The organism is Acidovorax sp. JG5 (assembly GCF_017939685.1).
Taxonomy (GTDB): Bacteria; Pseudomonadota; Gammaproteobacteria; order Burkholderiales; family Burkholderiaceae_C; genus Acidovorax.
In genome coordinates, this window is sequence record NZ_JAGKSE010000001.1 from 20759 (window position 1) to 41469 (window position 20711).

The following is a 20711-nucleotide window of genomic DNA, read 5'->3' on the forward strand; positions in this document are numbered from 1 at the left end:
TGGCGCCTGGCGGTGCGCCGCACCCGGTGCGGGCTCTGGCCTTGCCGCCAGGGGCTCAGGGCGCCGCCACCGGCTGTTCGGCAACGAACCCGATGCGCTGCAGCCCGGCGCTGTGGGCCGCGCCCATGACTTCGACCACGCGGCCATACGGCACGGCGGCATCGGCCCGCAACTGCACTTCCGTGTCAGGCCGGGCCGCACCGATGCGCTGAAGCCGCTCGGCCAGGGCAGCCTGCGACAGGGGCTGGTCGTCCAGATAGGCCTGGCCGGTGCGATCCACCACCAGGGTCACGAACTGGGGCGCGGCGCCGGGGGTGGCACCTTCTGTGCGGGGCAGATCGAGCCGGATGGAACTGGCCAGCAAGGGCGCCGTGAGGATGAAGATGACCACCAGCACCAGCATCACGTCCACCAGGGGCGTCATATTGATGTCGCTCATGGGTTGCGGGCCGTGGGTGCGTTCGAGGCGGCCAAATGCCATGTCAGGACTCCGGGTGCTGCGCCAGCAACTCGCGCAGGTCGCGCGCAAAACCTTCCAGGTCGGCCTCGATGCGGCCAATGAAGCGGCCGAACACGTTGTAGGCCAGCACCGCCGGAATCGCCACCGCCAGGCCGGCCGCCGTCATCACCAGGGCCTCGCCCACGGGGCCGGCCACGCGGTCGATGGTGATCTGACCGGCGCCCGCCATCGCGCTGAGGGCATGGTAGATGCCCCAGACCGTGCCGAGCAAGCCGACGAAAGGCGCCGTGGAGCCCACCGTGGCCAGCAACACCTGCCCCCACTGCAGCCGCCCGAGGACACCATGCAGCGCATCGCGCAGCACGCGGGTGATCTGTTGCGACAGGCTGCCGGATGTGGCCAATGTGGCCGGCACACCGGTGTGCGCAGGACTGGCGATGGAATTTGCCGCAACCACCAAAGGCAGCACCAGCGCTTCGCGATCAAAAGACTGCAAACGCTGCGCCGCCACGTCCAGCGATGGCGCCTGCCAGAAAGCCGCGGTGCACCGCGCCACATCGGCCGTGGCCCGGTGCATGAGGCGCGCCTTCCAGAAGATCACCACCCAGCTGGCTACCGACATGGCCAGCAGCAGCAGGGCCGTGCCCTGCGTCACAACATCGCCTTGGCGCCACCAGTGCAGTGCGTCCATGCCGGCTCCCTTTCGGGCTAGTTCAGGCCCAGCACGTCGAACATGTCGAACATGCCGGTCTTGCGGTCTGCGAGAAAGCGCACGGCACGCAGGCTGCCCTGGGCGTAGGTGGCGCGGCTGGACGATTTGTGGGTGATTTCGATGCGCTCGCCAATGCCGGCAAACAGCACGGTGTGGTCGCCCACGATGTCGCCACCCCGGATGGTGGCAAAGCCGATGCTCGACGGATCGCGCTCGCCGGTCACGCCTTCGCGCGCATACACGGCGCATTCCTTGAGGTCGCGCCCCAGCGCGTCGGCAATCACTTCGCCCATCTTGAGGGCCGTGCCCGAGGGGGCATCGACCTTGTGGCGGTGGTGGGCTTCGATGATTTCGATGTCATAGCCCGTTGCCATGGCCTTGGCCGCCATCTGCAGCAACTTGAGCGTGACGTTCACGCCCACACTCATGTTGGGCGCCATCACGATGGCGGTGCGCTGGGCACAGGCCGCGATCTCGGCTTTTTGTGCGTCCGTGAAACCCGTGGTGCCGATGACGGCCTTCACGCCCAGCTCGCTGCAAACGGCCAGGTGGGCCAGCGTGCCTTCGGGGCGGGTGAAGTCGATCAACACATCGGCATTCTTCAGGCCCGCGCGCAAGTCTGCCGTGATGGCCACGCCACTCGCGTAGCCCAGAAAAGCCGTGGCATCCGAGCCGATGGCAGGGCTGGCCGCCACATCCAGGGCGCCGGCCAGCACCATGTCGTCGCTGGCGCGCAGGGCTTCGATCAGCATGCGGCCCATGCGGCCGGACGCACCGGCCACCGCGACACGCAGGGCTTTGGCAGTGGGTTGGGTGGGCAAAGAGTTGCCAGTCATGTCATTCCTGTATCGGTGAACGCGGTGGGCCATGCCGGCTGCCGGCGCCCCAAGCCGCAGCCTTCAGCGCGCGGGCGCTTCGAGCGGGGGGTAAGAGGTGGAAACCGGTTCGGCCGGTGCGGCCGCCGGCACGCTGGCCGTGCGCTCGGGGGCCGGGAAACGTGCCAGCTGGGCGTCGGTGGCCTCCAGCACGGGCACCTTGCCCGTGGCGGACCGCGACCCCAGGGACGCGACAAACTCGGCTTCGGAGGGCATGGTGTCGCCGTCGAATCGCTGCAGGAGATCGCCCTGGAAAAACAAGGTGAGCTTGCGCGTCTGGATATCTTCACCAGGGCGTTTGATGGTGAACACGTATTCCCAGCGCTCGGCATGGAACAGGCTGGTCACCAGGGGCGTGCCGAGAATGTCGCGCACCTGCTGCCGGCTCATGCCCGGGGCAAGCGCCTCCATCTGCTCGCGCGAAACAAAATTGCCCTGCACCACATTCACCTTGTAAGGCGTCACGACGCTGGCCAGGCGATGGCTGGCACTGTCCAGGCTGCTGCAACCGGCCACGGCAGTCAGGCAGACACCGATGAACAAGGTCACACCCAGACGGGCGCTGCGATGGGCTTTGACGGGCATGGGAAAGGGGCGTAAAGCTATGATCGACCCATTGTAGCGGCTGGCCCTGAGGGCCTGATCAAGCCCGCCGACACACGAAAGACTGCGCCATGACGAATATCGACGAACTCAAAAGCACTGGCCTGAAGGCCACCCTGCCGCGCCTGAAAATCATGGAGATTTTTCAGAAGGGCGCACAGCGCCACATGACGGCCGAAGATGTCTTTCGCGTCCTGCTGGAGGAACGCTCGGACATCGGACTGGCCACGGTCTATCGCGTGCTCACGCAATTCGAGCAGGCAGGCATCCTGATCCGCAGCAACTTCGAAAGTGGCAAGGCGATCTACGAACTCAATGAAGGCCAGCACCATGACCATTTCGTGTGCACCTCCTGCGGCAAGGTGGAAGAGTTCTACGACCCCGAGATCGAAAAGCGCCAGCAGATCGTTGCCAAGGCCAAGGGCTGGGTAGTGCAAGACCACACGATGGCCCTGTATGGCCAATGCGCCCAGTGCGCCGCGAAGAACAATTAACCCCCTGGCGCTTTCGCGTCAAGCGCTTACAGCTATCAATTCAAGAGCACGCTTGTGCCAGGGCCACGTATTCGGCCACGGGCACTTCCTCGGCGCGGCGCTGGGTGTCGAAGTGGCCGGCAAACTGGCGCGCCTCCAGCCAGCGGCCCAGGGTGTGGCGCAGCAGCTTGCGGCGCTGGCTGAAGGCCACCTGCACCAGTTCTTCCAGCAGAGGCACCGACAAAACTGCCGGCGCGCCATGCGGCACCATGCGCACCACCGCGCTGTCCACGCGCGGCGGCGGATCGAAGCTTTCGGGCGGCACGAACAGCACGTTCTCCATCGCATAGCGCCACTGCAGCATCACCGACAGGCGCCCATAGTCGGAGGTGGCGGGCGACGCCACCATGCGGTCTATCACCTCTTTTTGCAGCATGAAATGCTGGTCTTCGATCACCGACACATGTGCGAGCAGGTGAAACAGGATGGGCGTGGAGATGTTGTAGGGCAGATTGCCGACCACCCGGATCTTGGGAGTCTGCAGCGTGTGCGCCAGTTGCGTGAAATCGACTTTCAGCACGTCCGACTCGATGACATCGAGCTGGCCGTGCAGCCGCAGCCGCAAGGCCAGGTCGCGGTCGAGCTCGATCACCGTCAGGCGCCCCAGGCGCTCCACCAGTGGCTGGGTCAGCGCCGCCAGGCCGGGGCCGATCTCCACCATGGGCTGGCCCGGCTGGGGCGCAATGGCGCTGACGATGGCTTCGATGATGCCGCCGTCCGACAGAAAATGCTGGCCGAAGCGCTTGCGGGGAATGTGTTTCATGCAGCGGCCCGCTTCACTGCGGCACGTCGCGGTATTCGACGTAGGCGCGGCCGCGCAACTCCTGCACCCAGGTGGCAAAGGCTTCCTCAACCTTCTTTTCACGCACCGTGTCGCGCGCCATGTCCCGCTGCTCGCGCTGGGTGAGCTTGGCCTCCCGGCGCTCCACCAGCTGGATCAGGTGCACACCAAAACGCGACGCCAGGGGTTCGCTGACCTCGCCGGGCTTGAGCGCATTCATGGCCTGCTCGAACTCGGGCACATAGCGGCCCGGGTTGGCCCAGCCCAGATCACCGCCCTGCTTGGCGCTGCCATCCTGCGAATGTTCGCGCGCCAGCTCGGCAAAGTCTGCCTGGCCCGCCATGATGCGGCGCCGGTAGTCGGCCAGCCGCGCTGCCGCAGCGCTCTCGGTCAGCTGGGGGCCCGTGCGCAACAAAATGTGCCGCGCATGGCTCTGGGTGACCAGGGTGGGCACACCGGCGGTAGTCTTGTCCGCCACCTTGAGCACATGAAAGCCCGCCGCAGAACGCACAGGCCCGGCAATGCCGCCCACAGGCAGCTGCGCGGTGGCGCTGACAAACAGCTCGGGGTAACGATCGGCCGGGCGCATGCCCAGCAGCCCGCCCGCCGTCTTGGCCTCGGCAGCGTCGGAGAACTCGCTGGCGACAGCCGCGAAATCCTCGCCGGCGCGCACCTTGTCGGCGGCGCGCTGCGCGCGGGCCTGGCGCTCGGCCACCTGGCCGGGGCTGGCGTTTTCGGGCACCACCACCAGAATGTGGCCCAGGTTGATCTCCAGTTTGGAGGCGTCGGCCCCCGACTGCTGTTCGCGCAGGTACTGGTCCACGTCCAGGTCGCTCACGCGCACCCGGGACTGCACATCGCGCTCGCGCAGGCGCTGCAGCAGCAGCTGGTTGCGCAATTCTTCGCGAAAACGTTCCTTGCCGATGCCGTCGGCGGCCAGCCGGCGGTGCATTTCTGCCACGCTGACGCTGTTTTGCTTGGCCACGCTCTCCTCGGCCTGGCCCACGGCAAAGTCGTCCACGCGCATGCCGGCTTCGCGGGCCAATTGCAACTGGATCTTTTCCACGATCAGTCGCTCCAGCACCTCGCGGGCCAGCAGGTCGCCGGACGGCAAGGCAAGGCCCTGCTGGGCCATTTGCTGTGCGATGCGGGTCGCCCGGGCCCGCACCTCGTTGTTGGTGACGGGTTCCGAATTGACCACCGCCACGATGAAATCGGCTTGCCGCAGCGCCGTGCCCGCACCGGGCGCGGGCAGGGTGAAGGAAGGCGCCGCGGGCGCCGTGCGAAGGCCCGCTCCCGCAGCCCCCGCGGGGCGCAAGCCCTGCGCCGCAGCGCCGAAGGTCACGAAAGAGGCCAGGCACGCCAGGCCCAAAGCAATTGCACGGTGGTTCATGGTGTCAGGTTAGTCATAGTTGCTGAAGCGGCTGGGCGTGCTGACCTGCTCGCGCAGGGATTGGTAACGCGGCACGTTCCGTTTCAGGGTATCAAGGGGGTTGGAGCCCAGACTCAGGCGCGAAAAACCCACGAATTCGATCTGGAACAGCAGCCGGGTGTTGGAGGTGGTCACGCTGCTTTGCAGACGTTCAAGCACCACGCGGCCAATCCAGCAGCAGCTGTCGTATTCAAAGCCCACCACCGTATCGACGAGCTTGCGGTCTTGCAGGCTGTAGTTCAGGCGGCCCACGGTGTACCAACGGCCGCCGCCCTGGCCCTGGCCTTTGGCGCGCTCCGGGCCGTTGCTTGCACCCTGGCCGCCCCACAAGGCTGCCAGCGGCCACTGCCAGCCCACGTCAATCTGCTCGCTGGAGCCGCGCTGCAGCCGGTAGACCGCGTTCACGGTGCGGAAGTTGCCGGGACTGTAGCGCGCCCCGATGGTGGAGCGGATGGAACGCCCCGTCTTGGGGTTGTATTGCACGGTGGAATCAAAGCCCCACTGCGGTGTCCAGTTGATGCCGGCCCCCAGCAGCACATCGGACAGGCGCTCGCTGACGGGCGCGACACCGGGCAGGGTCACATCCTGGTCGGAGAACCGCAGGCGCTGGGCAACGCCCAGGCGCACCGCCTCGGCGCCTGTGTCGGGGTCGAGAAAGCGCGTGGTCACGCCCAGGGTGAGCAGGTTGTTGTCGGCCAGGCGGTCATTGCCGCCGTAAGCGTTTTCGGTGTAGATGGTGCCAAAGTTGAAGTCGGTGGCCGCCGTGTCGTACAGCGGCAGGCGGCTCTGGTCGCGAAAAGGCGTGTAGGTATAGAACGCGCGGGGCTCCAGCGTTTGGGTGAAGGCGCGCCCCAGCAGGCGCGCATCGCGCTCGAACACCAGCCCACCGTCCAGGCTGAAGGTGGGCAGGGTGCGGCTGGCCGAGCGCTCCCCGGTGGGCAATGGGTTGTCAAACTGGTATTGCGTGGCGTGCAACTGCAATTTGGGGATGAGAAAACCGCCCGGCGCCAGAAAGGGGCGGCTCAGCTGCGCCTGCACGAAGCTGCGCTGGCCGTCGGCCGGGTTGGTCAGCGCCCGGTCCGCCTCGAAACGCGTGGTGTCGGCCACCATGCTGAAATCCAGGCCCCGACCCAGATCCTGGGGCGTGTAGCGCCACAGCAACTGGGGCATGAGGTTATAGGGCGGGACGATGGGCGAGGCCACATCCTGCAGGGCTTGCCACTTGAGCGTACGCACCTGGGCCGACATGTCGCCTGCCGCCCACGACAAGGTCGCGTCGCTGGGCAGCAGCCGCTGGCGCAGTGGCAACGGGGTCCGCGCGAAATCGCGCCAGTAGTCGTCATCGCTCACCCGGTTGAGGTTGAGGTTCAGGCCCAGGCCCCCCACGGGGGTGCTGATCTGCCCTTGGTGCTGCGCCGAATAGCCCCAGCGCATGCGGTTGCGCTGGCTGTCCGAGGGCATCACGGAGGCATCCACCTGGCCCTGGTAGTCGCTTTCAAGATAGCGAAACTCGCCGCCGATTTCGACGCCGCGCTTGGCCATGATTCCGCCACGCAGCGTGGCGTCACGGTTAGGGGCAATGTTCCAGTAGTAGGGCTGCAGGTATTCAAGGCCGTTGCGGCTGTCCAGGCCCACCGTGGGCGGCAGGAAGCCGGACTTGCGCTTGTCCGACAGCGGAAAGCTGATGTACGGGATGGGCAGCACCGGCATTCCCTTGAATTCCAGCACCCCGCCCTCGGCGGTGCCCACCTCTTCGGCCTGGTCCAGGCGAATGGTCTTGGCACGCAGCACCCAGTCGGGCTCCCAGCTGGCGGAATCGTCTTTCTGGCAGGTGGTGTAGGTGGCGTTATGCACCACCGAACGGTCGCGGTCCAGGAAATCCACGCGCGTAGATACGCCATGGGCGCCCGTGCTGATGAAACGATACTGCGCGTCGCTGAAAAAGCCCTCGAAAGCGTCCACATGCAGTGACAGCACCGAGCCGTCATAGGTGTTGCCCGCCTTGTTGATGCGGACATTCCCCTGCGCCTGGGCCAGGTCGTCCGGCACGGTGTAGTCCAGCCGGTCGGCGCGGATCACGGTATCGCCGCGGCGCAGCTCGGCATGGCCGTCGATGACGGCCTTCACATCAGGCTGGCCCGTGATGCGGTCGCCCGACACAAACACCGGCAACTGGGGCCGCAGCTCGGCCGGCAGGGTCTCCTGCAATAGCGGGCTGCGGCGCAGCGCCGGCGGGGCATCCCAGGCGCTGGGCGCATCGGTCTGCGCCAGCGCGGCCAGCGGCACGCCGCACCAGGCCAGCGCCACCGCGCAGGCCAGGGGGTGCAGCCCCAGCCGTGGGGCCCGCGCAGCGACTTGCCGCACCGGCCGGGAAAGGGGTTGGGTTTTCTGCACGAAAGAGGGCTGGCGGCGGGGCACGTCGGAAATATGGACAGGGCTGGAGAAACGGCCCGCGCCAGGCAGGGCGGGTTTGTAAAATGGGATTATCCATGAGCCACCCCTCTTTCCCCCCAACGCCCCTTGCCGCGGCATCGCCCGCCTCCGCCAACACCACCAGCCCCGTCAGCTGGCCCGATGCAGCCCGGCAGGCAGCGTTCGAGCGCTGGCTCGCGCCACTGGTGCAAAGCCACCAGCTGCTGCCCGCCAGCCTGCGCGCCGCCTCGGCCGACGCCAGCTTTCGCCGCTACCTGCGCATCGACAGCGCAGCGGGCGCCAGCTGCATCGTGATGGATGCGCCCCCGGACAAGGAAAACTGCCGCCCCTTCGTGCAGGTGCAGGGCCTGATGGCTGCCGCCGGCCTGAACGTGCCGCAGATCCTGGCCTGGGACGAACCCGGCGGCTTCATGCTGCTGAGCGATCTGGGCAGCACCACGCTGATCGAATTGCTGCGGCCCGAAGCCCCCCAGGCCGCGCTCGGCTGGTATCTGCAGGCCACCGATGAACTGCTCGACTGGCAAATGGCCTCGCAGCCCGGCGTGCTGCCCGCCTACGACGAGGCCCTGCTGCGCCGCGAGCTGGCACTGTTTCCCGACTGGTACCTGGCCCAGCACCGCGGCATCACGCTGGACGACAAGCAGCAGGCCACGCTGCAAGGCGCCTTTGATGCCATCGTCGCCCACAACCTGGCAGCCCCCCAGGTTTATGTGCACCGCGACTTCATGACACGGAACCTGATGGCGCCCGCCGAACAGGGCGCGCACCTGGGCGTGCTGGACTTCCAGGACGCCGTCTACGGCCCCATCACCTACGACATCGCCAGCCTGCTGCGCGATGCCTTCATCAGCTGGGAAGAAGAATTCATCCTCGACGTGACCGTGCGTTACTGGGAAAAGGCCCGCAAGGCCGGCCTGCTGGGCGCGCGCAGCGCCAGCGGCTGGGGCGATGACTTTGGCGAGTTCTACCGCGCGGTGGAATGGATGGGCCTGCAGCGCCACCTCAAGGTGGCTGGCATCTTTGCGCGCCTGACCTTGCGCGACGGCAAGCCCAAATACCTGGCCGATGCGCCGCGTTTCATGGGCTATATCCGCGCCACGGCCCACCGCTACCGGCAGCTGGGGCCGCTGCTCAAGATGCTGGACCAGATCGAAGGCACGGAACCCATTGTGGGCTTTGCCTACGGCCGCATGTAGCCGCAGCCGCCTGCACGCACGGTGCAACCGAAAAATCAAGCAAAAACCGGCTCAAGCGCTTACAAATAAAGCGCCAGTAGCTATTACAAAGATAGCATATGCCCCGTTTCCATTGCCCGGCCCCACTGGCCACCGGCGCCGAGCTGGACCTGCCCCCCGGCGCTGCGCGCCATGTGCAGGTGCTGCGCCTGCAGCCCGGCGACAGCATTACCCTGTTTCACGGCGGGCAGGGCGCGGGCGACCCGGGCGGCGAGTTCGATGCCACTGTGCTCAAGATGGGCCGCAGCGATGTGCGCGTGCTGGTGGGTGCGCACCACGCCATCGACCGCGAGGCGCCCCGCGCCGTGCACCTGCTGGCGGGCATCACCGCCAACGAGCGCATGGACTGGCTGATCGAAAAAGCCACCGAACTCGGCGTGGCCAGCATCACCCCGCTGGTGGCCGAGCGCAGCGTGCTCAAGCTCAAGGGCGAGCGGGCCGACAAGAAGATCGCCCACTGGCAGGCCGTGGCCGTGGCGGCCTGCGAGCAATGCGGCCGCAACCGCGTGCCCCTGGTGAACCCGGCCATCGACCTGGCAGGCTGGCTGCGCACACAAGGGCAGGGCCTGACATCCCCAGATACGCAGGACACACCCCGGCGCCTGCTGCTGTCGCTGCGGCCCGGCACCGTGCCGCTGCGCGAAGCCACCGGCGGCGAGGGGGGGCAGCGCCCGGTGCTGTTCCTCTCGGGCCCCGAGGGCGGCCTGAGCCCTGCCGAGGAAGACCTGGCGCTGCAGCATGGCTTTGCCGCGGTCACGCTGGGCCCGCGCGTGCTGCGTGCCGAGACGGCCCCGCTGGCCGCCCTGGCGGCGCTCACGCTGTAGCGCGGCCACCCTGCCCGGTAGCTGGCTGGGCCCACGCGGGCCGCACGCCCGGCCCGACTCTGAAGGCTGTACGCACAGCATGACCTCACCGTAAAATTGCCGTCTGGCCGGTAACCCAGTACAGCAGGGGTTTCGTGCCCCTTCGCCCGCGCGCCGCGCGGCCCTCCCTCCTTTCTGGCCGGAGCCCCCCACCTTGCGCCCACCCGCCCGCTGGCAGCGCCTCAAGGACGTGATCCTCTCCACCGCCCCTCGGCGGCGCACGCTGGTAGGCATGGCCTTGCTGGCGATCACACTGATGGCCAGCAGCGCCGGGGTGATGCTGCTGGTGGCGCATTCCAGCACCGCCGTGAACCAGACCGCCGTGCATTGGTGGGCCGCCCTGTCGGTGGGCGGCCTGGTGGTGATGACGGCCTTCATCCGCTCAGGCAAAACCGCCCACCTGCGCGACCCTTCGCTCACCATCCCGCAGATGGTCTGGACGATTACCAGCGGTGCCGTGGCCTATGTGCTGGCGGGCGATGCGCGCGGTGTGGTGCCCAGCGTGCTGGCCATGATCCTGTTCTTTGGCACCTTCGGCCTCACGGTGGCCGAGGTGATTGGCATCGGCGTGTATGCGCTGCTGGCGTTTGCCAGTGCCATCGGTGTCAGCTCACACTTCAGTGCCAATGCCTCGGGTTACCTCGACACTGCCTACGCGCTGATGGTGCTCATCGTGCTCAGTGGTTGCATTGCGCTGAACCTGCGCATCCAGCGCATCCGCGCCAAGGTGCAGCAACAGCGCGAAGCCCTGGCCCAGGCGCTCGAAGTCAACCGCGAACTGGCCACACGCGACGAGCTGACAGGCCTCGTCAACCGCCGCGCCATGCTGGAGCTGATGGCGCTGGAGCACCACCGCAGCCTGCGCAGCGGCCGCCCGCTGCTACTGGCACAGCTGGACATCGACCACTTCAAGCCCATCAACGACCAGCATGGCCACGCCACCGGCGACCGCGCCTTGCAGGCGTTTGCAGGCACGGTGCGCGCCAGCCTTCGCGACACCGATGTACTGGCCCGCTGGGGCGGCGAGGAATTTGTGCTGATCCTCTCCGACACCTCGACAGAGCATGCGCGCGAATTGCTCGAACGCATCCGCCAGGCGGTGCAGGCACTGGAAATTGCCCACAGCACCGGCACGCTGCACATGACGGTGTCCATTGGCCTGGCGCAGCACCTGCCGGGCGACACGGTGGCGCAAACGCTGGAACGCGCCGACCAGGCGCTGTACCACGCCAAGACCCTGGGCCGCAACCGCGTGGTGGTGGCGCCCGCTGCGCACCGCACGGCGGCAACCGGGGTGAGCGCACGGGCTTGAGCGCGGTGCTGGCAAGCGCATAGCGCACTCACCCACCAGGCGAACGCCCTCGAAGCCATCCAACGTCGATTGCATGCGGCTTTTCCAAGGATGCAAAGCGGTCAACTGCCGTTTCTAGGCTTCTAGATTGGTAGCTACTGGCGCAATGGAGCAAAGCGCTGGGGGCCTGTTTGGCTCGAAACGATCGGTGATGCAGGCCTTGGACGCCTACCCCTGCCCGCAGGGCCCTTACTCGGACGCATCACCAGGGCTGCCGTCGCGCACCACACGGCGCACCACGTCCCCCGCAAACCCGCGCGCGGCCAGAAAGCGCATCTGTCGCGCCCGCTCTTGCACATCGGTGGCCACGCTGCCAAAGCGTTGCCGCCAGACGGCCTGGGCGCGTTCGAGCTCGGTGGCGCGCAGGCGCTCGGCCGTGGCGCGCACCAGATCGTCGTCCAGCCCCTTGCTGCGCAGCTCTTGCACCAGGCGCTGCGTGCCCAGCCGCGCGGCGCGGCGGTGCACCAGCGATTCGGCCACGCGGTGGGCGTTGATGAAGTCCTTGGCCTGCAGCTCGTCGAGCACGGCGTTCAGGTCGTCGCCCTCTTGCACATGGCGCGCCAGCTTGGTGGCCAGCTCGGCGCGCGAATGTTCGCGCTGGGCCAAAAGCCGCAGTGCGCGGCCCTTGAGGGAGAGGGTGCCAAAGCCCATGGCGATGTTGCTGCGTTATTGATAGCTTCTAGCGCTTATTGGATAAGCGCTAGAAGCTGATTTCACCCAAAAAGTGCAGCGAGCCCAACCGGCGCCCGCTGCTGCCTTACTTGTCTTCCTTCTCGGCTTTGGCGGGCTTGCCGGCGGGCGCGGCTTCCAGCGCGGCGGGCAGCAGGGCGATGCCCAGGCTGTCGCGCACCTTGTTTTCGATCTCGCGGGCCAGGTCGGGGTTTTCGCGCAGGAACTCGCGGGCGTTGTCGCGGCCCTGGCCGATTTTTTCGCCGTTGTAGGCATACCAGGCGCCGGCCTTCTCGACGATCTTGGCGTTCACGCCCATGTCGATGATCTCGCCCTCGCGGCTGATGCCTTCACCAAACAAAATGTCGAACTCGGCCGTCTTGAAGGGCGGGCTCACCTTGTTCTTGACCACCTTGACCTTGGTTTCGTTGCCGATGGCTTCGTCGCCCTTCTTGATGGTGCCGGTGCGGCGGATATCCAGGCGCACCGAGGCGTAGAACTTGAGCGCATTGCCGCCGGTCGTCGTTTCAGGGCTGCCGAACATCACGCCGATCTTCATGCGGATCTGGTTGATGAAGATGACCATGCAGTTGGTCTTCTTGATGGTGGAGGTCAGCTTGCGCAGCGCCTGGCTCATCAGGCGCGCCTGCAGGCCAGGCAGGCTGTCGCCCATTTCGCCTTCGATTTCGGCCTTGGGGGTGAGGGCGGCCACCGAGTCGATGACGATCAGGTCCACCGCGCCCGAGCGCACCAGGCTGTCCACGATTTCGAGCGCCTGCTCGCCGGTGTCGGGCTGGCTGATGAGCAAATCGGACAGCTGCACGCCGAGCTTCTGGGCGTATTGCACATCGAGCGCGTGCTCGGCATCGACAAACGCGCAGGTGCCGCCCTGCTTTTGCATCTCGGCAATCACCTGCAGCGTGAGCGTGGTCTTGCCCGAGGATTCCGGGCCATAAATTTCAACCACACGGCCGCGCGGCAGGCCACCTACACCCAGCGCGATATCGAGGCCCAGCGAGCCAGTGGAGACGACCTGGATGTCCTCGATCACCTCGCCTTCGCCCAGGCGCATGATGGTGCCCTTGCCAAATTGCTTCTCGATCTGGGCGAGCGCGGCGGCCAGGGCCTTGGCCTTTTCGGTGTTCACGGGCAATGCGGGGTTGGTGCCTTTGACTGCGACGTCCATGAGAAACTCCTTGAAAAACAACAGGTTGGATGCAGGCATCGCTCTGCGGTTAATCACAGGCTGGATGCTTGAACAGTAGTTTATGCGAGCAATTCAGTTCGCATAAAGCAATTTTTAGTCAGTTTGCCTGACAATTTGGCATGGCTAATTCCGCCCCCATCACAACCACTCTCACCCCGCCTTCGGCGCCGGACGACCGCTGGCGGCAAACCCACCTCGGGCGCCTCATGGGCAGCGCGCTGCGGCGCTTCGACGCCCGGGTGCTGCAGCTCATGGCGCGCAATGTCGAGGTGCCGCTGGCGCTGTCCAACCTGGCGGCGCGCGACCAGGTGACGGCGGCCCATGTGCACATCACCCGCCATTTGGCGCTGCAAGGCGACCGCCTGACCGACCTGGCCCAGCGCGCGGGCATGACCAAGCAGGCCATGGCCCACCTGGTGGACCAGTGCGAGGCCTGGGGCCTGGTCACGCGCACTGCCGACCCGCTGGATGCGCGTGCACGGCGTGTGTGCTTCACGCCCACGGGTCTGGCTTGGCTGCAGGCCTTTCGGGAGGCGGTGGCGCAGGCCGAGGCCGAGTTCCGTGAGGAGGTGGGCCCTGACGTGGCCACGGTGGTGGCCATCGGCCTGGAGGCCTATGCGGGCGGTGCGCCGCCATGACCCCGGAATGCTGCGGTGGCAGCACCCGTCTGCCGCACAGGGAATGCGCCATGGACGCCAGCCGGCAGATTGCGCACACTGGCCACCCATGCCGACTGCGTTACCCTCGAATCCCATGTCCTCCGAAGTCACCTACCTTCCCGGCAGCACCCCACTGGTGCTCGACTCGCCGCACAGCGGCACCCACTACCCCACCGACTTTGGCGCCGCCCTCGACCTGGCCACGCTGCGGCGCGCCGAAGACACCCATGTAGAAAAGATCTACGCCTTTGCCCCCGCGCTGGGCGTGGCCTGGGTCGAAGCCCATTTCCCCCGCATCTACCTTGATGCCAACCGCGACACCACCGAGCTCGATACCACGCTGCTCGATGGCGAATGGACCGACCCCCTTTCCACCGACCCCCAAGTGCTCAGCAAGGTGCGCCTGGGCAAGGGCCTGATCTGGAAGTTCACCGATGACGGCGAGCCCATCTACAACCGCCTGCTTTCCGTGGCCGAGGTGCGCGCGCGCATCGAGCGCTGCTGGCGCCCCTACCACGCGGCCGTGGCGCAGGCCATTGGCGCCGCCCATGCGCGCCATGGCTACAGCATCCACATCAACTGCCACTCCATGCCCGCCGTGGCCGGGCGCTTTGCCACCGATTTTCCGGGCCTTGTGCATGCCGACTTCGTGGTGGGCGACCGCGATGGCAGCACCGCCAGCCCGGCGCTGTCGGCGCTGATTTGTGAGCACCTGCGTGGCTGCGGCTACAGCGTGGAATACAACCACCCGTACAAAGGGGTGGAGCTTGTGCGCCGTCACGGCAACCCGGCGCAGCAGCGCCACAGCATCCAGGTCGAAATCAACCGCAAGCTCTACATGGACGAGCGCACCCTGGCCCTGCACCCCGAGGGCCTGGCCCGCCTGCAGGCCGACCTGCAGGCGCTGGTGCACAAGCTGCTGACCAACGACCCGCGCTGATCCCCACCCCATGCCCGGTTGGCGCGCCTAAAATCGCCGCACAGGCGCGGCGCCAGACCGCTGCCACCCACCAGGAGACCCCGCATGCGCATCCTCATTGCCGAAGACGACCAGGTGCTGGCCGATGGCCTGCTGCGCACGCTGCGCGCATCGGGCGCCGTGGTGGACCATGTGGCCAGCGGCAGCGAGGCCGATGCCGCGTTGATGACCAACAACGAGTTCGACCTGCTCATCCTGGACCTGGGCCTGCCCAGGATGCACGGGCTGGAAGTGCTCAAAAAACTGCGCAGCCGGGGCTCGGCCCTGCCGGTGCTCATTCTCACCGCCGCCGACAGCGTGGACGAGCGGGTGAAGGGCCTGGACTTTGGCGCCGACGACTACATGGCCAAGCCCTTCAGCCTGCAAGAGCTCGAAGCCCGCGTGCGCGCCCTGGTGCGCCGCGGCATGGGCGGCACCAGCAGCGCCATCAAGCACGGCCCGCTGGTTTACGACCAGGCCGGCCGCGTGGCCACCATCGACGGCAAGATGGTCGAGCTCTCGGCGCGCGAGCTGGGCCTCTTGGAAGTGCTGCTGCAGCGCGCGGGCCGGCTGGTCAGCAAGGAGCAGCTGGTCGAGCGCCTGTGCGAATGGGGCGAAGAGGTGAGCAACAACGCCATCGAGGTGTACATCCACCGCCTGCGCAAGAAGATAGAGAAGGGCCCGATCCGCATCGCCACGGTGCGCGGGCTGGGTTACTGCCTGGAGAAGATTCCTGGATAGGAGGCCCCCCTGAGTCGCTTCGCGCCTTCCCCCCAAAGGGGGGACGCACCCGGCGGCCTGGCGAAGCCAGTTCCACGGGTGCATTGGCGTGGGTCGCGCCAGTTTTACGCGCGTGGGGCCGATGTACCCTTTGGATAGGTAATGCAAAAATGATAGCTTCTAGCGCTTTATTCATAAGCGCTAGAAGCCAAAAAGGCTTGAAAACTTGAAAATCTTCCAGCGCGAGCAGCGCTCCCTGTTCGGCGAAATCCTGGACTGGATGCTCACCCCGCTGCTGCTGCTGTGGCCGGTGAGCCTGGCGCTGACCTGGCTGGTGGCGCAGGGCCTGGCCAACAAGCCGTTTGACCGCGCCATCGAATACAACGCCCACGCGCTGGCGCAGCTGGTGACGGTGCAGCACAGCAAGGTGCAGTTCAACCTGCCCCAGCCCGCCAGCGAAATTTTGCGCGCCGACGACTCCGACATCGTCTACTACCAGGTGCTGGGGCCGGGGCGCAAGTTCCTGTCGGGCGAACGCGATTTGCCGCCCCCCGACGACGACGATCGCCCCGCGCCGGGCGAAGTGCGCCTGCGCGACGCCGAGCTGCGCGGCGTGGACATTCGCGTGGCCTACATCTGGGTGCGCCTGCCGCTGCCCGATGCCCCGCTGGCGCTGGTGCAGGTGGCCGAAACGCGCGAAAAGCGCAGCGTGCTGGCCACTGAAATCATCAAGGGCGTGATGCTGCCGCAATTCGTCATCCTGCCGCTGGCGGTGCTGCTGGTGTGGCTGGCGCTGGCGCGCGGCATCCAGCCGCTGAACCAGCTGGAGCAGCGCATTCGCGAGCGCAGCCCCGACGACCTCTCGCCGCTGGACGACCGCACCGTGCCGCTGGAGGTAGCGCCGCTGGTGTCGTCCGTCAACGACCTGCTCACGCGCCTGGGCGACTCGCTGGCCACGCAAAAGCGCTTTCTGGCCGATGCTGCGCACCAGCTCAAGACGCCGCTGGCCGGCCTGCGCATGCAGGCCGACCTGGCCCAGCGCGAAGGCACCAGCACCGAAGAGCTCAAGCGCTCGCTGCAGCAGATTGGCCGCTCCAGCATCCGCGCCACGCACACCGTCAACCAGCTGCTGGCGCTGGCGCGCGCCGAAGGCAGCGGCGTAGGCATTGCGCGCCAGCCCTGCGACCTGGCCAAGCTCACCATCGAGGTGGTGCGCGACTCGGTGCCGCGCGCGCTCGACAAGCAGATCGACCTGGGCTACGACGGCGCCCAGCCGGACGCCCCCGGTGTGTGGATGGACGGCAATCCCACCTTGCTCAAGGAGCTGGTGCGCAACCTGGTGGACAACGCCATCAACTACACGCCCTCCACGCCCGACAAGCCCGGCGTGGTCACCGCCCGCGTGCTGGCCGACACCTTTGGCCATGTGCTGATGCTGCAGGTGGAAGACTCGGGCCCCGGCGTGCCCGAGGCCGAGCGCGAGCTGGTCTTTCGGCCCTTTTACCGGGCGCTGGGCAGCGAGGCCGACGGCTCGGGCCTGGGGCTGCCCATCGTGATGGAAATTGCGCGCCAGCATGGGGCCGAAGTGACGCTGGAAGATGCGCGCCCCGGCCAGCATCCGACGGGCGCACGCTTTAGCGTGCGTTTTGCGGCGCGCGACGGGGTGGCGGGCCGCTGACGCGGGTGGCTGCAAGGCGGGTGCGCCACAGGGACAATGCCCTGCGCGCCCGCCACAGTGCCTTTGCATCCGGCATCATGCGGCCCCATTGGACTGATGCTGCACCACGATGACGACTCCACCGCCCCGCCGCTTTGCCAACACCCACCCAGCCGTGGTGATTGGCAACTTCCCCTGGTATGAAATGGTCTGGCGCTCGCTGCGCGGCGACTTCAAGCCGCTCGCGGCGCCCGCTGGCGGCTACGAGGCGTTTGCCAGGCAATGGAGCATGCCCGTGGACCACGCGCGCCTGGCGCAGCGCCCGCAGGCGCCGGTGGTCACCTGGCTGGGCCATGTGTCCATCCTGCTGCAGGTGGCGGGCCTGAACGTGCTGATGGACCCCACCCTGTGCGGCTTTGCAGGCCCTCTGGGCCGTTTTGGCGCACCCCGCCGCGTGCCCGCGCCCCTGGCGCCCGAAGAGCTGCCGCCCATTGACGTGGTGCTGATCTCGCACAACCACTACGACCACCTGTGCTACGGCACCTTGCGCCGCCTGCACGACGCGGGCCAGTCGCCCCGTTTTGTGGTGCCCCAGGGGCTGGGCGACTGGTTCACCCAACGGGGCATGGGCCCCGTGACCGAGCTGAACTGGTGGGAGCACACCGACATCGCCCCCGGGGTGCGCGTGCATTTCACACCGTCACAGCACTGGAGCCGCCGCACACCGTGGGACACCAACGCCTCGCTCTGGGGCGGCTACCTGCTCGAATGGACGCGCCCCGATGCGGGCAGCCCCTGGCGCTTTCTGTTCCCGGGCGACACGGGCTACAGCGACGATTTCAAAGCCATCCGCCAGCGCCTGGGGGCGGTGGATTTTCTGGCCCTGCCCATCGGAGCCTACCTGCCACGCGACTTCATGAAACCCATGCATGTGAACCCCGGGGACGCCGTGCAGCTGATGCTGGATGTGGAGGCCCGGCAGGCCATGGGCGTGCACTGGGGCACATTCATGCTGACGCAGGAGGCGTTTGACCACCCTCCGCGCGACCTGGCTGCTGCCCTGGCGCAGCGCAGCCTGCCACAGGACCGCGTCTGGCTCATGCGGCATGGCGAGACACGGGCGATTGCGCTGGAGTAAACCCAGGCCCCACGTCCTTCGGAAATTCGGCATGCCCGCCTTTCCGCCCCGGGCTCAGCCTCTCAGTCGCAGGCGCGCAGCGGCTTGCCCGCCAAGGCGGGGCGCAGGGCATCGAGCTGGGCGCGCAGCGCGTCGTTCACGGCCGGCAGGTGCAGCGTGAAACCCTGGGCCTCGGCGCGCTCCACCACCACCTTGGCGGTGCGCACGCCCTGGTTGCCCAGCGTGGCCAGTGCCCGCTGGGCGGCTTCTTCGGTGGCAAAACGGCCCAGCGACAGGCCGGGTTCCAGCGCCGGGTTGTTGGGGCGGTCGTAGGGCAGCTTGCGGGCGCGCAGCTCGGCGCGCTTTTTGGCGAGGGCCTCGTCGTCGGCAAAGCGACCCATGTAAACCATCCAGCGTCCGGGAATGGTGCTCGATTCCAGGCTCCAGCTGCCCTGCGGCAGCGCGGCAGCGGCAGCGCGCACGGCGTTGGCCTGGGGCGCATCCAGCAGACCGGCCTGCAAGCACACCGTGGCGGATGCAGGCGCGGATGCCGATGATGCGGCGGACGCAGGTGTGGACGCGGGCCCTGCGGGTGCCTCACTGGCGGGCGCTGGCGGGGTGGCATCCTGGGCCTGCAGGATGCGCAGCGTCTCGGGGCGGATCTGCTGCGCCAGGCGGTGCGGCTCGGACTGCTCGACCGGCGCCAGCCCCCAGGCGCGCAGCCAGCCTTGCGACCACGCGTAATAGCCGGCATTGGCCAGCAGCAGGGCGATGACGGCAAGGCGCAGCATCGGGCAAGTCTCTCAATGGGGGCGCGTGGCCGCGGGCCGCACGCTGATTTCAGCACTGGTGATGGCCTGCATGCCCTGCGCGGTGTGCACCAGCAGCGCGCCGTCTTCGGCCACGCCATGGGCCGTGCCGGCTTGCCCATCGCTCAGCGCCACGGCCCGGCCCTGCAGCACGTCGCGCCTGGCAAAGCGCGCCTGCATGGGGGCAAAGCCATAGGTTTCAAACGACTGCAGCATGGCCACCAGCGGCGCCGCGATGCGCAGAAGGGCCGTGGGCGCGTCCAGGCCGGGTTCCACGTCCTGCAGGCTGCCGGGCGGCATGCTCAGGCCCTCGGCGCTGCGCGGCAGCACATTGATGCCAATGCCCACCACCACATAGCGGGCGCTGGAGGTGCGGGCCGTGGCAGCCGCGTGGGGCGTGACAAAGCTGGCGGTCTCCACCAGGATGCCGCCCAGCTTGCGCTCGCCGCCCGCGCCGCCCAGCCACAGGTCGTTGGGCCACTTGAGGCCAATGCGGGCTGGCTGGTCGCTACCCACGGCAGGCAACACGGGTTGCAGGCTCTCGGCCACGCTCACGCCCACGGCGAGCGACAAACCGGACCAGTCCTGGGGCTCCAGCGGCAGGCCCAAGGACATCATGAGCGATGGCATGGCCCCCACGCTTGCCGCTTCGCCTGCGGCGCGGCCCCCCAAGGGGGCCTTCGCAGCTTGGGGCGGCCCGGCGCTGCTCACGTCCACACCGCTTTGCCACACCCGCCCCAGCCGCCCGCGCCCGGCGGTCTGCTGCTCGGCCACCAACAGGGTGGGCTCGTGCTGGCCGTTGCGCGCACGGCGCATCAGCTCGGTGTTGGTGGAGTCGATGGTGGGCAGCACCTCGACGGTAAAGCCCGGCAGCAGCGGTGACACTGCCTCCCAAATGGCCTCGGCCGGCCAGCGGATGGGGGCGGCGCTCACTGGCTGCGGCCTCGCGGCTTGGCCTTCCGAGGAGCCTCAGCGGCCTTGGTAGCTTTAGAGGAAGACGGCTTGGACGGCGGCAACGGCACCGGCGGCGCCCAGCCGCGCTTGGGCGCCAGCAGCGTGCCCCGGCAGTTGGTGCTGCCGCACCAGCAGGGGTATTCGGCTTTGAGCTTGGGCGTGTAGCGCTCTTCGATGATCAGGCCGTAGTCGTAGTTCAGCTCTTCGCCCGCCTTGATATTGCGCAGCGCGGTGATGAAAATGCGGCCGTCCCGCTCGTCGGCGTAGCAGTTGGGGTTGCAGCTGTGGTTGATCCAGCGTGAGGAGTTGCCGCCGAACTTGGCATCAATCACATGGTCTTCATCCACATGAAAGTAGAACGTGTGGTTGGGTTGCAGGGGGTCGTGCGGGTGGCGGTCCTGCGCCTCCTGCCAGCCAATCACTTCGCCCGTGTATTCGACAAGGACTTCGCCCTCTGCAATATCCTGCACGGCAAAAACGCCCTTGCCGTGCACGCCCGAGCGCCGGGTCTGAATGCGACGGCCCTGCGTGGGGGTTGGGGTTGCAGGCGGTGCGGTGCGGGGCATGGCAAAAACTCTGTTAACTTGAATATGCACACATGCGCGTGCGCGTGTACGCGTGAGGCAACGAATTGTAGAAGCGACCGGCCGGATGCCGGACAGCCAGACTGGCGAGAAACCAAA

Annotated in this window: 21 protein-coding genes; 9 read left to right on the top strand and 12 right to left on the bottom strand. The window is 67.4% G+C overall.

Annotated elements, in window-relative coordinates:
• Positions 1 to 55: 55 nt before the first annotated feature.
• The 4 genes from J8G26_RS00100 to J8G26_RS00115 all read right to left on the bottom strand — a co-directional run bounded on the left by J8G26_RS00100 (position 56) and on the right by J8G26_RS00115 (position 2632).
• Positions 56 to 481: a biopolymer transporter ExbD gene (locus tag J8G26_RS00100; protein WP_087747913.1), complete on the bottom strand. Its 426-nt coding sequence runs from the start codon at positions 479 to 481 to the stop codon at positions 56 to 58.
• A 1-nt stretch (position 482) separates the two neighbouring features.
• Positions 483 to 1151: a MotA/TolQ/ExbB proton channel family protein gene (locus tag J8G26_RS00105; RefSeq protein ID WP_210567491.1), complete on the bottom strand. Its 669-nt coding sequence runs from the start codon at positions 1149 to 1151 to the stop codon at positions 483 to 485.
• Positions 1152 to 1168: 17 nt separating this feature from the next.
• Positions 1169 to 2008, bottom strand: coding sequence for a 4-hydroxy-tetrahydrodipicolinate reductase (gene dapB, locus J8G26_RS00110; RefSeq protein WP_087747915.1), 840 nt, complete (start codon positions 2006 to 2008; stop codon positions 1169 to 1171).
• 63 nt (positions 2009 to 2071) lie between these two features.
• Positions 2072 to 2632: an outer membrane protein assembly factor BamE gene (locus tag J8G26_RS00115; protein WP_087747916.1), complete on the bottom strand. Its 561-nt coding sequence runs from the start codon at positions 2630 to 2632 to the stop codon at positions 2072 to 2074.
• Positions 2633 to 2721: 89 nt separating this feature from the next.
• Between J8G26_RS00115 and fur the strand changes: the two genes are divergently transcribed.
• Positions 2722 to 3144, top strand: a complete 423-nt coding sequence (gene fur / locus J8G26_RS00120; protein ID WP_210567492.1) for a ferric iron uptake transcriptional regulator — start codon at positions 2722 to 2724, stop codon at positions 3142 to 3144.
• Positions 3145 to 3184: 40 nt separating this feature from the next.
• Here fur and rsmA read toward each other — a convergent pair whose 3' ends face one another.
• The 3 genes from rsmA to J8G26_RS00135 are packed head-to-tail and all read right to left on the bottom strand — an operon-like array spanning position 3185 to position 7730.
• Positions 3185 to 3946: a 16S rRNA (adenine(1518)-N(6)/adenine(1519)-N(6))-dimethyltransferase RsmA gene (gene rsmA, locus J8G26_RS00125; protein WP_210567493.1), complete on the bottom strand. Its 762-nt coding sequence runs from the start codon at positions 3944 to 3946 to the stop codon at positions 3185 to 3187.
• A 13-nt stretch (positions 3947 to 3959) separates the two neighbouring features.
• A complete protein-coding gene (locus J8G26_RS00130; protein WP_210567494.1) occupies positions 3960 to 5357 on the bottom strand; it encodes a peptidylprolyl isomerase in 1398 nt (465 codons plus the stop codon).
• Positions 5358 to 5366: 9 nt separating this feature from the next.
• The gene (locus J8G26_RS00135; protein WP_246881190.1) at positions 5367 to 7730 is read right to left on the bottom strand and encodes an LPS-assembly protein LptD; all 2364 of its coding nucleotides are present in this window, start codon (positions 7728 to 7730) and stop codon (positions 5367 to 5369) included.
• 155 nt (positions 7731 to 7885) lie between these two features.
• Here J8G26_RS00135 and J8G26_RS00140 point away from each other — a divergent pair, with 155 nt between their 5' ends.
• The 3 genes from J8G26_RS00140 to J8G26_RS00150 all read left to right on the top strand — a co-directional run bounded on the left by J8G26_RS00140 (position 7886) and on the right by J8G26_RS00150 (position 11239).
• Complete coding sequence (locus J8G26_RS00140; protein ID WP_210567495.1) at positions 7886 to 9025, top strand: phosphotransferase; 1140 nt, start codon at positions 7886 to 7888, stop codon at positions 9023 to 9025.
• 98 nt (positions 9026 to 9123) lie between these two features.
• Complete coding sequence (locus tag J8G26_RS00145) at positions 9124 to 9888, top strand: 16S rRNA (uracil(1498)-N(3))-methyltransferase (RefSeq protein WP_087747921.1); 765 nt, start codon at positions 9124 to 9126, stop codon at positions 9886 to 9888.
• 193 nt (positions 9889 to 10081) lie between these two features.
• Complete coding sequence (locus J8G26_RS00150) at positions 10082 to 11239, top strand: diguanylate cyclase (RefSeq protein WP_087747922.1); 1158 nt, start codon at positions 10082 to 10084, stop codon at positions 11237 to 11239.
• A 228-nt stretch (positions 11240 to 11467) separates the two neighbouring features.
• Here the strand turns inward: J8G26_RS00150 and recX are convergent, their stop codons facing one another.
• Positions 11468 to 11929: a recombination regulator RecX gene (recX, locus tag J8G26_RS00155; RefSeq protein ID WP_210567496.1), complete on the bottom strand. Its 462-nt coding sequence runs from the start codon at positions 11927 to 11929 to the stop codon at positions 11468 to 11470.
• Between the two features lie 106 nt (positions 11930 to 12035).
• Complete coding sequence (recA, locus tag J8G26_RS00160; RefSeq protein WP_087748465.1) at positions 12036 to 13133, bottom strand: recombinase RecA; 1098 nt, start codon at positions 13131 to 13133, stop codon at positions 12036 to 12038.
• Between the two features lie 140 nt (positions 13134 to 13273).
• Here recA and J8G26_RS00165 point away from each other — a divergent pair, with 140 nt between their 5' ends.
• The 5 genes from J8G26_RS00165 to J8G26_RS00185 all read left to right on the top strand — a co-directional run bounded on the left by J8G26_RS00165 (position 13274) and on the right by J8G26_RS00185 (position 18286).
• The gene (locus J8G26_RS00165; RefSeq protein ID WP_210567497.1) at positions 13274 to 13792 is read left to right on the top strand and encodes a MarR family winged helix-turn-helix transcriptional regulator; all 519 of its coding nucleotides are present in this window, start codon (positions 13274 to 13276) and stop codon (positions 13790 to 13792) included.
• Between the two features lie 88 nt (positions 13793 to 13880).
• On the top strand, positions 13881 to 14753 hold the full coding sequence (locus J8G26_RS00170; protein WP_210567498.1) for an N-formylglutamate amidohydrolase: 873 nt from the start codon (positions 13881 to 13883) through the stop codon (positions 14751 to 14753).
• An 84-nt stretch (positions 14754 to 14837) separates the two neighbouring features.
• Positions 14838 to 15512: a response regulator transcription factor gene (locus J8G26_RS00175; protein ID WP_087747928.1), complete on the top strand. Its 675-nt coding sequence runs from the start codon at positions 14838 to 14840 to the stop codon at positions 15510 to 15512.
• A gap of 205 nt (positions 15513 to 15717) precedes the next feature.
• Positions 15718 to 17169 (top strand): sensor histidine kinase, encoded by a 1452-nt coding sequence (locus J8G26_RS00180; RefSeq protein WP_210567499.1) that lies wholly within the window; start codon positions 15718 to 15720, stop codon positions 17167 to 17169.
• A 109-nt stretch (positions 17170 to 17278) separates the two neighbouring features.
• Positions 17279 to 18286 (top strand): MBL fold metallo-hydrolase, encoded by a 1008-nt coding sequence (locus J8G26_RS00185; protein ID WP_087747930.1) that lies wholly within the window; start codon positions 17279 to 17281, stop codon positions 18284 to 18286.
• 62 nt (positions 18287 to 18348) lie between these two features.
• On the opposite strand, the gene J8G26_RS00190 is transcribed toward J8G26_RS00185, so the two are convergent.
• The 3 genes from J8G26_RS00190 to J8G26_RS00200 are packed head-to-tail and all read right to left on the bottom strand — an operon-like array spanning position 18349 to position 20594.
• Positions 18349 to 19056 (bottom strand): sporulation protein, encoded by a 708-nt coding sequence (locus tag J8G26_RS00190; RefSeq protein ID WP_087747931.1) that lies wholly within the window; start codon positions 19054 to 19056, stop codon positions 18349 to 18351.
• Between the two features lie 12 nt (positions 19057 to 19068).
• Positions 19069 to 20007: a biotin--[acetyl-CoA-carboxylase] ligase gene (locus J8G26_RS00195; RefSeq protein WP_210567500.1), complete on the bottom strand. Its 939-nt coding sequence runs from the start codon at positions 20005 to 20007 to the stop codon at positions 19069 to 19071.
• A complete protein-coding gene (locus J8G26_RS00200) occupies positions 20004 to 20594 on the bottom strand; it encodes an SET domain-containing protein-lysine N-methyltransferase (protein ID WP_210567501.1) in 591 nt (196 codons plus the stop codon). Before J8G26_RS00200 ends, J8G26_RS00195 begins: the two co-directional genes overlap by 4 nt.
• Positions 20595 to 20711 lie beyond the last annotated feature (117 nt).

Bases quoted from the DNA above. Each gene is read 5' to 3' on its own strand.
- J8G26_RS00100 (WP_087747913.1), bottom strand. From the start codon at position 481: ATGGCATTTGGCCGCCTCGAACGCACCCACGGCCCGCAACCCATGAGC.
- J8G26_RS00105 (WP_210567491.1), bottom strand. From the start codon at position 1,151: ATGGACGCACTGCACTGGTGGCGCCAAGGCGATGTTGTGACGCAGGGC.
- dapB (WP_087747915.1), bottom strand. From the start codon at position 2,008: ATGACTGGCAACTCTTTGCCCACCCAACCCACTGCCAAAGCCCTGCGT.
- J8G26_RS00115 (WP_087747916.1), bottom strand. From the start codon at position 2,632: ATGCCCGTCAAAGCCCATCGCAGCGCCCGTCTGGGTGTGACCTTGTTC.
- fur (WP_210567492.1), top strand. From the start codon at position 2,722: ATGACGAATATCGACGAACTCAAAAGCACTGGCCTGAAGGCCACCCTG.
- rsmA (WP_210567493.1), bottom strand. From the start codon at position 3,946: ATGAAACACATTCCCCGCAAGCGCTTCGGCCAGCATTTTCTGTCGGAC.
- J8G26_RS00130 (WP_210567494.1), bottom strand. From the start codon at position 5,357: ATGAACCACCGTGCAATTGCTTTGGGCCTGGCGTGCCTGGCCTCTTTC.
- J8G26_RS00140 (WP_210567495.1), top strand. From the start codon at position 7,886: ATGAGCCACCCCTCTTTCCCCCCAACGCCCCTTGCCGCGGCATCGCCC.
- J8G26_RS00145 (WP_087747921.1), top strand. From the start codon at position 9,124: ATGCCCCGTTTCCATTGCCCGGCCCCACTGGCCACCGGCGCCGAGCTG.
- recX (WP_210567496.1), bottom strand. From the start codon at position 11,929: ATGGGCTTTGGCACCCTCTCCCTCAAGGGCCGCGCACTGCGGCTTTTG.
- recA (WP_087748465.1), bottom strand. From the start codon at position 13,133: ATGGACGTCGCAGTCAAAGGCACCAACCCCGCATTGCCCGTGAACACC.
- J8G26_RS00165 (WP_210567497.1), top strand. From the start codon at position 13,274: ATGGCTAATTCCGCCCCCATCACAACCACTCTCACCCCGCCTTCGGCG.
- J8G26_RS00170 (WP_210567498.1), top strand. From the start codon at position 13,881: ATGCCGACTGCGTTACCCTCGAATCCCATGTCCTCCGAAGTCACCTAC.
- J8G26_RS00175 (WP_087747928.1), top strand. From the start codon at position 14,838: ATGCGCATCCTCATTGCCGAAGACGACCAGGTGCTGGCCGATGGCCTG.
- J8G26_RS00185 (WP_087747930.1), top strand. From the start codon at position 17,279: ATGACGACTCCACCGCCCCGCCGCTTTGCCAACACCCACCCAGCCGTG.
- J8G26_RS00190 (WP_087747931.1), bottom strand. From the start codon at position 19,056: ATGCTGCGCCTTGCCGTCATCGCCCTGCTGCTGGCCAATGCCGGCTAT.
- J8G26_RS00200 (WP_210567501.1), bottom strand. From the start codon at position 20,594: ATGCCCCGCACCGCACCGCCTGCAACCCCAACCCCCACGCAGGGCCGT.